The organism is Stenotrophomonas sp. K-6, from assembly GCF_056861555.1.
Genome location: NZ_JBSPUC010000001.1, coordinates 1,083,982 through 1,098,108 on the forward strand (window position 1 = coordinate 1,083,982; position 14,127 = coordinate 1,098,108).

Genomic DNA, 14,127 nt, shown 5'->3' on the forward strand with positions numbered 1-14,127 from the left:
TGCGCTGCAAAGTGTGGCGTCGTGAAGACAATGTTAAGCTCCGGAGGCGCCGCTCTATGCGGCGCTTTTTTTTATCCCTTCGATCGACAGAGGATGGCGTGATGCCGACCGAACCCAGTACTGCCCTGATCACCAACGACATTGTCGGCCTCGGCCTGATCGCCGCCACCCTGGCCGTGATCTTCTGGGCCGCCAGCGGCCCGACCCCGCTCCTCAAGAAGATTTTCGCGTGGGTGCCAGCGCTGCTGCTGTGCTATTTCATCCCGGCCATCTACAACACGGCCGGCCTCATCGACGGCCACAACACCTCGCTTTACAACCCGATCGCGCGTGACGTGCTGCTGCCCGCCGCGCTGGTGCTGCTGACGCTCTCGATCGATCTGAAAGGCATCATGAAGCTGGGCCCGAAGCTGCTGGTGGTGTTCTGCGCCGGCACGCTGGGCATCATTCTCGGTGCGATCGTGTCGTTCCAGGCGATGTCCTGGATCCACCCCGCGACGGTGGCGGGCGATACCTGGAAGGGCATGGCCGCGTTGGCCGGCAGCTGGATCGGCGGCGGTGCCAACATGGTGGCGATGCGCGAAGTGTTCGGCACGGATGCGACCACGTTCGGCCAGTTCGCGGTGGTCGATGTGGCCTGCGCGAGCCTGTGGATGGCGGTGCTGTTGTTCCTGGCCAACCGCGCCCAGCAGATCGACACGCGCAATGGCGCCGATACCCGCGCCATTGATGAGATGAAGGCGCGGATTTCCGCCTACGAGGCGCAGAATGCGCGTATTCCCACCCTGACCGACCTGATGGTGATCGTCGGCGTGGCCCTGGGCGGCGTCGGCTTGGCGCATGCCATCGCGGCGCCGCTGAGCGGCTGGTTCAAAGCCAATGTGAGCTGGGCCAGTCAGTTCAGCCTGGACAGCGCATTCGTCTGGGTGGTGCTGTTGTCCACGGCGCTCGGCCTGGGCCTGAGCTTCACCCGTGCGCGGCGCCTGGAGTCCGCCGGTGCCTCGCGACTGGGCACGTTGTTCCTGTATTTCCTGATCGCCTGCATCGGCATGCAGATGGACCTGCTCTCGCTGCTCGATCGTCCGTGGCTGTTCGCGCTCGGCGCGATCTGGATGCTGACCCACATCCTGGTGCTGTGGATTGCGGCCAAGCTGCTGCGCGCGCCGCTGTTCTTCTTCGCGATCGGCTCGCAGGGCAACATCGGTGCAGCCGCATCGGCACCCGTGGTCGCCGCCGCGTTCCATCCGTCGCTGGCGCCGGTCGGCGTGCTGCTGGGCACCGTGGGCTATGCCACCGGAACCGGCCTGGCCTATGTGACCGGGCTGATCCTGAAATGGATGGCGGGCGCGTAACGCACGCTGGCCATGACGTTCCTGCAGGCGGCCGTAAGGGCCGCCTCTTTTTTGGGCGGTTCGCCCCTCTGCGTGGCCAGTATGCAGCCCCATAAAAACGGCGGCGCTTTCGCGCCGCCGTGTTGGAGTTCATCCGCTGCCGGGCGTCAGCAGCAGCGTCCGCCGTTCTTGCCGCTGTAACGCGCCTCCTGGCGCTCGCGGAAGAACGTCTTGTAGTCCATCGGCACACGGTCGGGATGTTTTTCCAGCACGTGTCGGACGTAGTTGTCGTAGTCGGGAATGCCGCAGCACAGCCGCGCGGTCTGCACCAGGCGCCGCCAGATGCGGCGGTGGGCCTGGTACTGACCGGCGGGGACGAGTTCGGTACTCATCACAGGTCCGCCATCTGGTGCGGCTGCAGTGCCACGTACGGGGTTTCCTTGTCGGTCCGCTGCGGGGTGCGGCGGGCCATGAAGATGGTCTTGATCGCGTAGAACAGGATCGAGAACACCACGAACAGGAACAGCACGGTCAGGCCGGTGTTGACGTAGGCGTTGACCACGATCTGATGCATCTGGCCGACGGTCTTGGCCGGTGCGGTCAGCGTGCCGCTGGCGATCGCATCCTGGTACTTGTGCGCCTGGGCCAGGAAGCCCTGGGCCGGGTTCTTGTCGAAGATCTTGATCAGGCCCGCATACGTGGTGCAGATCAGCAGCCACACCGCCGGCACGCCGGTCACCCAGGCGAAGCGGTCACGCTTCATCTTGAACAGCACCACGGTGCCGAGCATCAGCGCGATACCGGCCAGCATCTGGTTGGAGATGCCGAACAGCGGCCACAGGGTCTGGATGCCGCCGAAGGGATCGACCACACCCGTGTAGAGCAGGTAGCCCCACAGCGCCACGCAACCGGCGGTGGCGATGATGTTGGCGGTCCACGACTCGGTCTTCTTCAGGGCCGGGATGAAGTTGCCCAGCAGGTCCTGCAGCATGAAGCGACCGGCACGCGTACCGGCATCCACCGCAGTGAGGATGAACAGTGCTTCGAACAGGATCGCGAAGTGGTACCAGAAGGCCATCATCGCGTTGCTGCCGCTCGGGATCGCCTCGTGCAGAATCTGCGCGATACCCACCGCCAGCGTCGGTGCGCCGCCGGCGCGGTGCAGGATGGTCGGCTCGCCGATCGCCGCGGCTGTGGCCTCCAACTGCTCGGGGGTGATGATGAAGCCCCACGTATTGCTGATGTAGGCCGCAGCGGAGACCGCATCCGGGCCGATCACGGCCGCCGGTGCGTTCATGGCGAAGTAGATGCCCGGATCGATGATCGAGGCGGCCACCAGCGCCATCACCGCGACGAACGATTCCATCAGCATGCCGCCGTAGCCGATGTAGCGCATGTGGCGCTCATTGGCGAGCAGTTTGGGTGTGGTGCCCGAGGCGATCAGGGCATGGAAACCGGACACCGCGCCGCAGGCGATGGTGATGAACAGGAACGGGAACATCCCGCCTTTCCAGACCGGGCCGTCGCCGCTGGCGGCGAACTGGGTCAGCGCCGGCATCTTCAGTTCCGGCATGACGATCAGGATGCCGATCGCCAGCGCCACGATGGTGCCGATCTTGAGGAAGGTGGAGAGGTAATCGCGCGGGGCCAGCAGCAGCCACACCGGCAGCACCGAGGCGACGAAGCCATAGCCGATCAGCATCCAGGTGATCTGGATGCCGGTGAAGGTGAAGGCCGGGCCCCAGACCGGATCGGCGGCGACCTTGCCACCGAACCAGATGGCGGCCAGCAGCAGGATCAGGCCGACCACGGAGATCTCGCCGATCTTGCCCGGGCGGATGTAGCGCATGTACACGCCCATCAGGATCGCGATCGGCATGGTCGCGATAACCGTGAACATCCCCCACGGGCTCTCGGCCAGCGCCTTGACCACCACCATCGCCAGCACCGCCAGGATGATGATCATGATCAGGAAGGCACCGAACAAGGCGATGGTGCCGGGCACCGGCCCCATTTCCTCGCGCACCAGATCCCCCAGCGAGCGGCCGTTGCGGCGGCTGGAGAGGAACAGGATCATGAAGTCCTGCACCGCACCCGCCACGACCACGCCCACGACCAGCCAGAGCAGGCCGGGCAGGTAGCCCATCTGCGCGGCCAGCACCGGGCCGACCAGCGGGCCTGCACCGGCGATGGCGGCGAAGTGGTGGCCGAACAGAACGTGCTTGTTGGTCGGAACGTAATCCAGACCGTCGTTGTTGATCACCGCGGGCGTGGCCCGGGTCGGATCGAGCTGCATCACCTTGTCGGCGATGAACAGGCTGTAGAAGCGATACGCGATGAGATAGATGGAGACCGCAGCGACGACGATCCACAGCGCATTGATGGGTTCACCGCGGCGCAGTGCGACGGTGCCTAGACAGAATGCGCCAAGCAGTGCGATGACTGCCCAACCCAGTTTCGAAAAACCTTTCATGAGATTGCGTCTCCCTGGAGATCGTCGTAAGAGTCCGCCTTGGCACTGACGGGGTCAATGCAATGGCGGGGGCTTGCCGCTAGTACTTTGGTCGTAGGGTGGGTGTGGCACGTGCCTGTGCACGTCGCCGGAACATCACGCTTGGAACAATCGGTTGCGGGCATGACCGTTGGCCGGGGGGACGACTGCGCCCATCTTGTACCCAGTTTCCTCAGTCTGGAGTCACCATGAGCAGCCCAATCCCGGTGCGCGTGCTGCGCACCATCCGTGGCATGGCCACCTCCGATGGCGCCGGCGTGCGCCTGACGCGGGTGATCGGTGGCCCCTCGCTCCCTGATCTGGATCCGTTCCTGCTGCTGGATGAATTCGGCACGGACCGCGCCGAGGACTACATCGCCGGCTTCCCCAGCCATCCGCACCGTGGGTTCGAGACCGTGACCTACATGCTCGACGGACGCATGCGGCACAAGGACAACCACGGCAACGAGGGCCTGCTCACGCCGGGCAGCGTGCAATGGATGACGGCCGGCCGCGGTCTCATCCACTCGGAGATGCCCGAGCAGGAATCCGGGCAGATGCGTGGGTTCCAGCTGTGGGTGAACCTGCCGGCGCGCGACAAGATGACCGACCCGAAGTACCAGGAGTTCGCCCCGGACCACATCCCGGTGACCGCGCCCGCCGACGGCGTGCAGGTGAAGGTGATCGCCGGTCAGGTGGGTGACACCGTTGGGCCGATCGTGCAGCCGGCCACTGATCCGGTGTACCTGGACATCACCCTGGATGCACGCGCGGGCTGGAGCTACACGCTGCCGGACGGCCACAACGCCTTCGCGTACGTGTTTGAAGGCGGGCTGGAGATCGGCGAGGGCGAGGATGCGCGCCCGGTGGCCAGGCAGGAAATGGCGGTGCTGGGCGGCGGCGAGCAGGTGACGCTGCGCGCGGGCGACACCGGTGCGCGTCTGATCCTGGTGGCGGGCCGCCCGCTGCGTGAGCCAGTCATGCGGCATGGGCCGTTCGTGATGAATACCAAGCAGGAGCTGATGCAGGCCTTCGTGGATTTCCAGGAAGGCCGCTTCTGAGGCACGTGGGCACCGCTCGCTGGCCGGCAAACGCATGACACCTGACGGTGTGGGAGGCGCCGGCCAGCGGCCGGCGCTACCGTGGATGGCCGGATGAGTGCGGTGCACCGTCCCGGCCTCGTGCTTAGCGCCCTGCTGCGACGGCGGAGGGCGTCAGGTTCATGCCCTGCGCCAGCGATTGCAGCAAACCCAGTTCGCTCTTGTCGCCAGCGTACAGCGCGATCTGCGCGAAACGGTTCTTGTCGAACTTCACCATCGTGATCCGGCGCGTCTCATAGCCCGGCGGTTTCTGTCCACCCAGGTCGGGCTGGTACCAGTACAGCGTTTCACCGGCGAAGCTGCCTTTTTCCTGGCGCAGCGAGCGGTTCAACGGCAGCTCCGGGTTGCGGGCGCTCAGGGTCAGGCTCAGGACCTCACGCCCATCGGCGGCGGTGGCCTTGCACAGGATGAAGTCGCGCTGGGCGAGCGCCTGCCATTGCAGGCCGCTGCTGGCGGGCAGGGACGGGCATTCGCTGGTCGATTGCGCCGCAACGGCGCCGGCAGTGACCAGCAGACACACACATACGACAGCGCGCAGGACGTTCATGGTTCCCCCAAGGTCGATGATCGCGTCCTTCGCTGACAGGCCGTCCGGTGGCCGTCGACAACCCAGGCCGTGGTGGCGCATTCCCCGCGCGCGTACCGGATGACTCGCTGCCGTCAGTGTCGGACGAGTGATCCGGACCTTAACGGAATGTGACTCAGTGTACAAATAACGGTTTCAGGTGAACCTGTCTGTCGCGACGCAGGTGGTCCAGGTTGGCCCGGCCCGGATCAGAAGGCGGGCAGGGGAATGAACTCTTTATCGTCGCCCGGGATGGTGCCGAAGCGGCCGGCTTCCCAATCGTGCTTGGCCTGCTCGATCCGTTCGGTGGAGCTGGAGACAAAGTTCCACCAGAGGTGGCGCGGGCCGTCGAGCGGTTCGCCGCCCATCAGCATCGCCTTGATCGGGGTCTTGGCGCGCAGGCGGCCGCGTGCACCGGGCTCGGGAATGATCAGGTGCTGGGCAGGGACATCCACACCATCGAGCTGGGCCTGTCCTTCGAGGATATAGAGCGAGCGCTCGGCGTGACCAGTATCCAGGTCGATTTCCGCATCCGCGTCGAGATCGATGGCGACGTTGAGGGTGTCAGCAAACACCTTGACCGGCGATTCTTCGCCGTACGCGCGGCCGGCGATGACGCGCAGCCAGGCACCGTTGCGGCGTTGCTGGGGCAGGGTCGCGGCAGCGTGGTGGTAGAACGCGGGGTCGGTCTCTTCGGCACTCTTCGGCAGCGCCAGCCAGGTCTGCATGCCGTGCAGCGGATGGTCATGCTCGCGTTCGACGGCGGGCGTGCGTTCGGAGTGGGCGATGCCGCGGCCGGCGGTCATCCAGTTGACGTCGCCGGGGCGGATCACCTGGTCCGAGCCGAGGGTATCGCGGTGGCCGATGGCGCCGGACCACAGGAAGGTGACGGTGGCCAGGCCGATATGCGGATGGGGGCGTACGTCGATGCCGGTGCCCGGGGAGAGCACGGCCGGGCCCATCTGATCGACGAACACGAACGGGCCGACGCTGCGTGCCTGCAGGGTCGGCACGGCGCGGCGCACCTGCAGGCCACCGATGTCATGGATGCGGGGGGCGATGATGGTCGTCATGCGGGCGGTCTCGCTGGCGGGGACAGAGCGGGAGGATCGCATGCGGGGTGTGGGGGTGGGAGGCCTGTATCGGTAACAGGTTGTTCTGGTTGCACGCAGGCGGACACAAAAAAAACGCCAGCGTGCGCTGGCGTTTTCGCGATCCTCAGATCACCGGTTCGCGCAGTGCCGGCGAATCCCAGCCCGGGCGCGGGGCGAAGCGATCGCCATAGCGCTGCTGCAGGACCTTGAGCCGTTCGACCAGGACATCGGCGCCGGTGGCGCGGATGTACTGGATTGGACCGCCGCGGAACGGGGCGAAGCCGGTGCCGAAGATCACGCCGGCATCCAGCAGGTCCGCATCGGCGACAACGCCATCGTGGAGGCAGGCGACGGCTTCGTTGAGCAGCGGCAGGATCAGGCGGTCTTCGAGATCGGCAGGGACCTCGTAGCTGGCGGGGACGTCGGGCTTCTGCGCGCGGCCGTTCTCCCATTTGTACAGGCCTTGACCGTCCTTCTTGCCGCGCTTGCCCTGTTCCACCGTCGCCAGGGCGGCAGGTACCTGCAGGCCGAGGAAGGGTGCCAGTTCCTTGCCCACGCCGGCGGCCACATCCAGGCCAACGGTGTCGAGCAGTTCGATCGGGCCCATCGGCATGCCGAACTTGACCGCGGCCTTGTCCAGCACCGGACCCGGCACGCCGTCGGCATACGCGGTGGCGGCTTCAAGCATGTACGGGAACAGCACGCGGTTGACCAGGAAGCCCGGGGTGCCGGCGACCGGCACCGGGAACTTGCCCAGTGCCTTGCAGAAGGAGGCCAGGCGGCGCTCGGTCTCCGGTGCCATGCCGTCGTGATGGATGATTTCCACCAGCGGCATCTGCGCGACCGGGTTGAAGTAATGCAGGCCGGCAAACTGCGCCGGGCGCTGGATGTGGTCGCGAAGTTCGTCCAGCGGGATCGAGGACGTGTTGGTGGTCAGCAATGCATCGGCCTTCATCCTCGGCTCCAGCGACTGGTACAGCTCGCGCTTGGCCTCCGGGTTTTCGATGATGGCTTCGATCACCAGATCGGCCTGGGCCACGCCCTCACCCGCGAGATCGGCCTTCAGGCGCGCGGCCACGGCCGGGCGCTTGCTGTCGTCCTTCACCCGCTTGGCGAACAGCGCCTGCGCACGTTCCATGGCCGGGTCGATGAAGCGCTGCTCGCGATCCTGCAGGGTCACGTTGAAGCCCTTGTAGGCCGACCATGCCGCGACGTCGCCGCCCATCACGCCGGCGCCGACCACGTGCACGTGCTGGATGCCGTGGTCCTTGCCGCCCAGTGCCTTCAGGCGTTCGGTCAGGAAGAAAATGCGGATCAGGTTGCGTGCGGTCGGGGTGCCGGCCAGCTTCACCACCGCACGGCGTTCGGCATCCAGACGCGTCTGGATCGGGCTGCCGCCGGTGCGTGCCCAGGTGTTGATCAGTGCGTAGGGAGCGGGGTAATGCTCCTTGCGCGCCTTGCGGGCGACCTGCTTGGCCATCTGCGGGGCGAGCAGCTTGCGCGCCAGCCAGGTGTTGGTGATCCACGCGGTTGCGCGCTGCTTGAATGGGCGGGTAGTGCCCTTCAGCGCGAGCGACACGGCGGTATCGAGCAGCACGGCCGGTGCGACGACCTTGTCGACCAGGCCGATGTTGCGCGCGGCCGAGGCCGACAGGTTGCGGCCGGTCAGCATCATGTCCATCGCCGCCGGGGCGCCGACCAGCTGCGGCAGGCGCGAGCTGCCGCCCCAGCCCGGGAAGATGCCCAGCTGGGTTTCCGGCAGACCGATGCGGGTGGAGGCATCGTTGGAGGCGACGCGGTAGCGGCAGGCCAGCGCCAGCTCGGTGCCGCCACCCAGGCAGTGGCCGTGGATCGCCGCAACGGTCGGGCAGGGCAGTTCGGCCAGCTTCTGGTACGTGCTCTGGCCACGGCGGATCGCGTCATTGACGGTGCCGCGGCGGTCGAATTCCTGGAATTCCTTCAGGTCTGCACCGGCGATGAAACCGGCGGCCTTGATCGACTGGATCACCACCGCCTTGGGCGGGTCCATCGCGATCCGCTCGATCAGGTCGCCCAGCTCGAGCAGCACGTCCTGCGACATGGCATTGACGCTGCTGTCGTGGCGGTCGAGGCTGAGCACGACGACGCCATCGTCACGGATCTGCGGGTGCCAATGCGAGAAGCGGAGCCCATCGAAGCCTGAGAGCATGGGAACGTTCCATCCGGTTGTGTATGGAGAAGGGGGCTATGATCCAGAGGTTGTTTCCTCCCCGTCAAATCCCTATAGCTGGGGGAGAGAAGCCGTCGATCCATTGCCTGGATCGGAAACCTTAACGGAACGGTGGTTAAAAGCTGGTGCGGCGCAGTGTGATCGAGCGCTGAACTTTTCCCGGGATTGGCAGTCTCATTGCCCGACGTCGGTTGGGCTGACAGGAGTGCGGCCCCCCATGGCCGAGGTTGAAACACCACAGGAGCTGGACCTGGAGCTGGTCCGACGTGTGCAGCGTGGCGAGAGCGCGGCGTTCGATGTCCTGGTGCGCAAGTACCAGCATCGGATCATCGCGCTGATCGGGCGCTACATCGCGGACTGGAGTGAATGTCAGGACGTGGCCCAGGACACTTTCGTCCGCGCGTATCGCGCGATCGGCAGTTTCCGCGGCGACGCCCAGTTCTATACCTGGTTGCACAGGATCGCCGTGAACACTGCCAAGAACCATCTCGCCGCCCACAACCGCCGCCCGCCCACCGATGACATCGAGATCGGGGACGCCGAACAGTTCGACAGCGGTACGCGTCTGCGCGACACCGACACGCCCGAGCGCGAGTTGATGCGGCAGGAGCTGGAACAGACGGTGATGAAGGCGGTCTCCGCGCTGCCTGAAGAACTGCGATCGGCCATCACCATGCGCGAGGTGGACGGCCTGAGCTACGACGAAATCGCGCAGAAGATGGGGTGTCCAATCGGCACCGTGCGGTCGCGGATCTTCCGTGCCCGCGAGGCGATCGACACTGAACTTCGGCCGCTGCTCGATGTGGGCAGCGCCACCCGCGAGAAGAGCCGCGCATGAGCCACGATATGTCCAATGATGCTTCCCGGGGCACGTCCCCCGATAAATTCGACGCCCATTACCGGCAGCAGCTGTCTTCGTTGATCGACGGTGAGCTGTCGGCCGATGAAGCCCGTTTCATGCTGCGTCGGCTGGAACACGATGAGGCCTTGTCCAGCTGCAACGAGCGCTGGCAGATGCTCGGCGATGTGCTGCGCGGGCAGGCCTGCGCACCGGCGCCGGTCGATTTCGCCGAGCGGGTCCGCGTTTCCGTGGCCGCTGAGCCGGCACCAGCGATGCAGGCCAATGTCGAGCGCAGCCAGGACCGCAAGGAACGCCGTGGCGGCTGGCGTCGTTGGGGCGGTGGCGCGGCACTGGCCGCTTCCGTCGCGGCCGTGGCGATGTTCATGACCCGCGAGCAGCTGCCCGACCCGGCAGCGCTGGACGCGCCGACCACCATCATCGCCAGCCAGGCCGAGCTGCCGCCCGCGCCCGCGCCGACAACGGAAGCCGCTGCCGCTGAGCAGGCGCTGGCCGTAGCGGCGGTGCCGGCTGCCGCCGTGGCGGCCGCCAGCCGCCGCCAGGACGTGGCCAATGCGCGCCGCGCCAGTGCCACCCGCACCCAGCAGGCCGCACGCAGCGCTGCCGAGCGCAGTGCCGAGCCGCAACGTGCGGTCGCCAGCCAGGTGCCGCTGACGCCGGCGGTACCGGCGGCCACCGCGCGCCAGTTCCCGTTCGGTGAGGTGGGCAACCTGCAGGCCAAGCCCTGGCCGCGGTCCAGCCTGGCCCCGGCCGCGGGCGGCGCGCTCAATGCCAGCTTCTCAACGCAGGCCCCGCAGGCAGCGTTCTATCCGTTCGAGCCGCGTCTGCAGGAGTCCGCCGAGTCGGCTGAGCCCGCCCGCCGGCACCGCGACTGAGCATCGTCGCCCTGACGTTCCGCTCCGGCCTGTGCGCCGGAGCGTTTCCCCCGCTTTGTTCCCTGACCCGGAGGTTCGTGTCTGATGACCGCCCGTATCCGTACCCATGCCCTGGCGCTGATCGCCATGACGCTCCCGCTGGTGGCCTGTGCGCAGTCGCCCTCGCCATCGCCTGCGACTCCGGCCGCACCGGCCGCCGCCGCACCACGGGCGCCTGCGCCGCAACTGGTCAGTGGCCTGCCGGACTTCACCAACCTGGTCGAACAGGTCGGGCCGGGCGTGGTCAACGTCGAAACCACCATCGTGCGCAGCAACCGCCAGGCCCGCGCCATGGGCCCGGGGGGCGATGATGAGATGCCCGAGTTCTTCCGCCGCTTCTTCGGCCCGGACTTCCAGATGCCGGGGCAGGGCCCCGGTGGCCAGGACGACAGCCCGCGCATCCAGGGCCGTGGCATGGGCTCGGGCTTCATCATCTCGGCCGATGGCTATGTGCTGACCAACTATCACGTGGTTGCCGACGCCAGCGAAGTGAAGGTCAAGCTCGGCGACCGCCGCGAGTTCACCGCCAAGGTCATCGGCAGCGATCAGCAGTACGACGTTGCGCTGCTCAAGATCGACGGCAAGAACCTGCCGACGGTGCGGGTGGGCGATTCCAATACGCTCAAGCCGGGTCAGTGGGTCGTCGCCATCGGTTCGCCGTTCGGCCTGGATCATTCGGTCACCGCCGGCGTCGTCAGCGCGGTCGGCCGCAGCACCGGGGGCGCCGATCAGCGCTACGTCCCCTTCATCCAGACCGACGTGGCGATCAACCAGGGCAATTCCGGTGGCCCGCTGCTCAATACCCGGGGTGAAGTGGTCGGCATCAACTCGCAGATCTTCTCCGCCTCCGGCGGCTACATGGGCATCAGCTTCGCGATCCCGATCGATCTGGCCATGGGCGCGGTCGAGCAGATCAAGAAGAACGGCCGGGTCAGCCGCGGCCAGCTGGGCGCCATGGTCGGAGCCGTCACGGCCGATGTCGCGCAGGGCTTCAAGCTGCCCGACAGCCGGGGCGCGTTGGTGAACCAGCTGGTTCCCGGCAGCGCCGCAGCCAAGTCCGGCCTGGAGGTCGGTGACGTGATCCGGTCCGTGAACGGCACGCCGATCAATGTGTCCAGCGACCTGCCGCCGATGATTGGTGCCCTGCCGCCGGGAACCAAGGTGCGCATCGTGGTGCTGCGTGAGGGCAAGGAACGCGAGATCACCGCCACGCTGACCGAGCTGGCCGAAGACGCCGAACGCGGCAACACGCCCCAGGCGGCCGATGCGGCCAAGCCGGAAACCGGCGCCAACGCCCTGCTGGGGCTGGAGGTGGCCGATCTGACCGCGCCGCAGCGCCAGCAGCTGGGCCTGGCCTCGGGGGAGGGCGTGCGCATCACCCGGGTCACCGGTCAGTCGGCCCGGGATGCGCGCCTGTCCCAGGGCATGGTGGTGCTGCAGGTCGGACGGACGCCAGTGGGCAGTGTGGCCGCGCTGAACAAGGCGTTGAGCGGTTACAGCAAGGGCGATGTGGTCATGCTGCTGGTCCGCGCCAACGGCAACAGCGCCTTCGTGCCGGTCAAGGCCGGCCAATAAGCCCGCCCCGCCTGCGTTTCCGGGCCCGCTTCGGCGGGCCTGGTCGTTTCTGGGGGGGCGTTGGCGACAATCGCTACGGGGCCCACGCGGGATCGGGCCGGCCATGCGATAATCCGCAGTCATCCTGACGACGCGACGCGCCGCCGCCACCTATGTCTTCTGATTCGATGCGGTTCATCCGCAACTTCTCCATCATCGCCCATGTCGACCACGGCAAGTCCACGCTGGCCGATCGCATCATCCAGCTTTGCGGTGGCCTCCAGGCCCGTGAGATGGAGGCGCAGGTGCTCGACTCGAACCCGATCGAGCGCGAGCGTGGCATCACCATCAAGGCGCAGTCGGTCTCGCTGCCGTATGTCGCCAAAGATGGCCACACCTACCACCTGAACTTCATCGACACCCCCGGGCATGTCGACTTCTCCTATGAAGTCAGCCGCTCGCTGGCCGCCTGCGAAGGCGCGCTGCTGGTGGTCGATGCGGCCCAGGGCGTGGAAGCGCAGTCCGTGGCCAACTGCTACACGGCCGTCGAGCAGGGTCTGGAAGTGGTGCCGGTGATCAACAAGATCGACCTGCCCACCGCCGACATCGACCGTGCCAAGGCCGAGATCGAGGCCGTGATCGGCATCGATGCGACCGACGCCGTGGCGGTCAGCGCCAAGACCGGCCTGAACGTGGGCGACGTGCTGGAAGCGATCGTGCATCGCATCCCGCCGCCGGTGCCGCGCGATACCGACAAGCTGCAGGCGCTGATCATCGACTCGTGGTTCGACAACTACCTGGGCGTGGTCTCGCTGGTGCGCGTGATGCAGGGCCAGATCAAGGCCGGCGACAAGCTGCAGGTGATGTCCACCGGCCGCAACCACCAGGTCGACAACGTCGGCGTGTTTACCCCCAAGCGCAAGGTGCTGCCGGCACTGAACGCCGGTGAGGTGGGCTGGGTGACGGCCAGCATCAAGGACGTGCACGGTGCGCCGGTCGGTGACACCCTGACCATGGCCGCCGATCCGGCCGCCAAGCCGCTGCCGGGCTTCCAGGAAATGCAGCCGCGCGTGTTCGCCGGCCTGTTCCCGGTCGATGCGGAGGATTACCCGGACCTGCGCGAAGCGCTGGACAAGCTGCGCCTGAACGATGCCGCGCTGCGTTTCGAGCCGGAAAGCTCCGAGGCGATGGGCTTCGGCTTCCGCTGCGGCTTCCTGGGCATGCTGCACATGGAAATCGTGCAGGAGCGCCTGGAGCGCGAATACAACCTGGATCTGATCAGCACCGCGCCGACGGTGGTCTATGAAGTACTCAAGACCGACGGCAGCATCATCAACATGGACAACCCGGCCAAGCTGCCGCCGGTGAACATGGTCGATGAGATCCGCGAGCCGATCATCCGTGCCAACGTACTCACCCCCGAGGAGTACATCGGCAACATCATCAAGCTGTGCGAAGAAAAGCGCGGCAGCCAGATCGGCATCAACTACCTGGGCAGCCAGGTGCAGATCAGCTATGAGCTGCCGATGGCCGAAGTGGTGCTGGACTTCTTCGACAAGCTCAAGTCGGTCAGCCGCGGCTACGCCTCGCTGGACTATCACTTCGTGCGCTTCGATGCCGGTCCGTTCGTCCGCGTGGACGTGCTGATCAACGGCGACAAGGTCGATGCGCTGTCGCTGATCGTGCACCGCAGCCATGCCGACCGCCGCGGCCGCGAGCTGTGCGAGAAGATGAAGGATCTGATCCCGCGCCAGCAGTTCGACGTGGCCATCCAGGCTGCCGTCGGCTCGCAGATCATCTCGCGCACCACGGTCAAGGCCATGCGCAAGAACGTGCTGGCCAAGTGCTATGGTGGCGACGTTTCGCGCAAGAAGAAGTTGCTCGAAAAGCAGAAGGAAGGCAAAAAGCGCATGAAGCAGGTCGGCCGCGTGGAAATCCCGCAGGAAGCCTTCCTAGCCGTGCTGCAGATGGACAAGTAAGGCCGGATGGCCTTCCCGGTGGCGGCAGGCG

11 protein-coding genes are annotated in these 14,127 nt (G+C 66.5%); 6 read left to right on the plus strand and 5 right to left on the minus strand.

Translation table 11 applies throughout. The features are described 5' to 3' along the window. The first annotated feature begins 101 nt into the window (after positions 1-101). Positions 102-1,352, plus strand: coding sequence for a DUF819 family protein (locus AC13F7_RS04735; RefSeq protein ID WP_482999400.1), 1,251 nt, complete (start codon positions 102-104; stop codon positions 1,350-1,352). A 146-nt stretch (positions 1,353-1,498) separates the two neighbouring features. Here AC13F7_RS04735 and AC13F7_RS04740 read toward each other — a convergent pair whose 3' ends face one another. Both AC13F7_RS04740 and AC13F7_RS04745 read right to left on the minus strand, forming a co-directional pair. Next, positions 1,499-1,723 carry a YbdD/YjiX family protein gene (locus AC13F7_RS04740; RefSeq protein WP_019183464.1) on the minus strand — a complete coding sequence of 75 codons (225 nt, stop codon included), beginning with the start codon at positions 1,721-1,723 and terminating at the stop codon, positions 1,499-1,501. Next, positions 1,723-3,804, minus strand: coding sequence for a carbon starvation CstA family protein (locus AC13F7_RS04745; RefSeq protein WP_481468918.1), 2,082 nt, complete (start codon positions 3,802-3,804; stop codon positions 1,723-1,725). Before AC13F7_RS04745 ends, AC13F7_RS04740 begins: the two co-directional genes overlap by 1 nt. A gap of 227 nt (positions 3,805-4,031) precedes the next feature. On the opposite strand from AC13F7_RS04745, the gene AC13F7_RS04750 reads away from it, so the two are divergent. Then, positions 4,032-4,883 (plus strand): pirin family protein, encoded by an 852-nt coding sequence (locus AC13F7_RS04750; protein WP_482999401.1) that lies wholly within the window; start codon positions 4,032-4,034, stop codon positions 4,881-4,883. A gap of 124 nt (positions 4,884-5,007) precedes the next feature. On the opposite strand, the gene AC13F7_RS04755 is transcribed toward AC13F7_RS04750, so the two are convergent. From AC13F7_RS04755 to AC13F7_RS04765, 3 genes are all read right to left on the minus strand, one after another. Further along, positions 5,008-5,469, minus strand: a complete 462-nt coding sequence (locus AC13F7_RS04755) for a hypothetical protein (protein ID WP_482999402.1) — start codon at positions 5,467-5,469, stop codon at positions 5,008-5,010. 227 nt (positions 5,470-5,696) lie between these two features. Beyond that, a complete protein-coding gene (locus tag AC13F7_RS04760) occupies positions 5,697-6,560 on the minus strand; it encodes a pirin family protein (RefSeq protein WP_482999403.1) in 864 nt (287 codons plus the stop codon). 145 nt (positions 6,561-6,705) lie between these two features. Next, positions 6,706-8,769: a 3-hydroxyacyl-CoA dehydrogenase NAD-binding domain-containing protein gene (locus AC13F7_RS04765; RefSeq protein ID WP_482999404.1), complete on the minus strand. Its 2,064-nt coding sequence runs from the start codon at positions 8,767-8,769 to the stop codon at positions 6,706-6,708. 238 nt (positions 8,770-9,007) lie between these two features. Here AC13F7_RS04765 and rpoE point away from each other — a divergent pair, with 238 nt between their 5' ends. From rpoE to lepA, 4 genes are all read left to right on the plus strand, one after another. Next, complete coding sequence (gene rpoE / locus AC13F7_RS04770; protein WP_123730518.1) at positions 9,008-9,628, plus strand: RNA polymerase sigma factor RpoE; 621 nt, start codon at positions 9,008-9,010, stop codon at positions 9,626-9,628. Continuing rightward, positions 9,625-10,524, plus strand: coding sequence for a sigma-E factor negative regulatory protein (locus tag AC13F7_RS04775; RefSeq protein ID WP_482999405.1), 900 nt, complete (start codon positions 9,625-9,627; stop codon positions 10,522-10,524). Before rpoE ends, AC13F7_RS04775 begins: the two co-directional genes overlap by 4 nt. Before the next feature lie 84 nt (positions 10,525-10,608). Continuing rightward, entirely contained in the window at positions 10,609-12,138 is a 1,530-nt protein-coding gene (locus tag AC13F7_RS04780; RefSeq protein ID WP_346471784.1) for a DegQ family serine endoprotease, read from the plus strand. A gap of 167 nt (positions 12,139-12,305) precedes the next feature. Next, entirely contained in the window at positions 12,306-14,096 is a 1,791-nt protein-coding gene (lepA, locus tag AC13F7_RS04785) for a translation elongation factor 4 (RefSeq protein ID WP_481468962.1), read from the plus strand. Positions 14,097-14,127: the final 31 nt, after the last annotated feature.

Bases quoted from the DNA above. Each gene is read 5' to 3' on its own strand.
- AC13F7_RS04735 (WP_482999400.1), top strand. From the start codon at position 102: ATGCCGACCGAACCCAGTACTGCCCTGATCACCAACGACATTGTCGGC.
- AC13F7_RS04740 (WP_019183464.1), bottom strand. From the start codon at position 1,723: ATGAGTACCGAACTCGTCCCCGCCGGTCAGTACCAGGCCCACCGCCGC.
- AC13F7_RS04745 (WP_481468918.1), bottom strand. From the start codon at position 3,804: ATGAAAGGTTTTTCGAAACTGGGTTGGGCAGTCATCGCACTGCTTGGC.
- AC13F7_RS04750 (WP_482999401.1), top strand. From the start codon at position 4,032: ATGAGCAGCCCAATCCCGGTGCGCGTGCTGCGCACCATCCGTGGCATG.
- AC13F7_RS04755 (WP_482999402.1), bottom strand. From the start codon at position 5,469: ATGAACGTCCTGCGCGCTGTCGTATGTGTGTGTCTGCTGGTCACTGCC.
- AC13F7_RS04760 (WP_482999403.1), bottom strand. From the start codon at position 6,560: ATGACGACCATCATCGCCCCCCGCATCCATGACATCGGTGGCCTGCAG.
- AC13F7_RS04765 (WP_482999404.1), bottom strand. From the start codon at position 8,769: ATGCTCTCAGGCTTCGATGGGCTCCGCTTCTCGCATTGGCACCCGCAG.
- rpoE (WP_123730518.1), top strand. From the start codon at position 9,008: ATGGCCGAGGTTGAAACACCACAGGAGCTGGACCTGGAGCTGGTCCGA.
- AC13F7_RS04775 (WP_482999405.1), top strand. From the start codon at position 9,625: ATGAGCCACGATATGTCCAATGATGCTTCCCGGGGCACGTCCCCCGAT.
- AC13F7_RS04780 (WP_346471784.1), top strand. From the start codon at position 10,609: ATGACCGCCCGTATCCGTACCCATGCCCTGGCGCTGATCGCCATGACG.
- lepA (WP_481468962.1), top strand. From the start codon at position 12,306: ATGCGGTTCATCCGCAACTTCTCCATCATCGCCCATGTCGACCACGGC.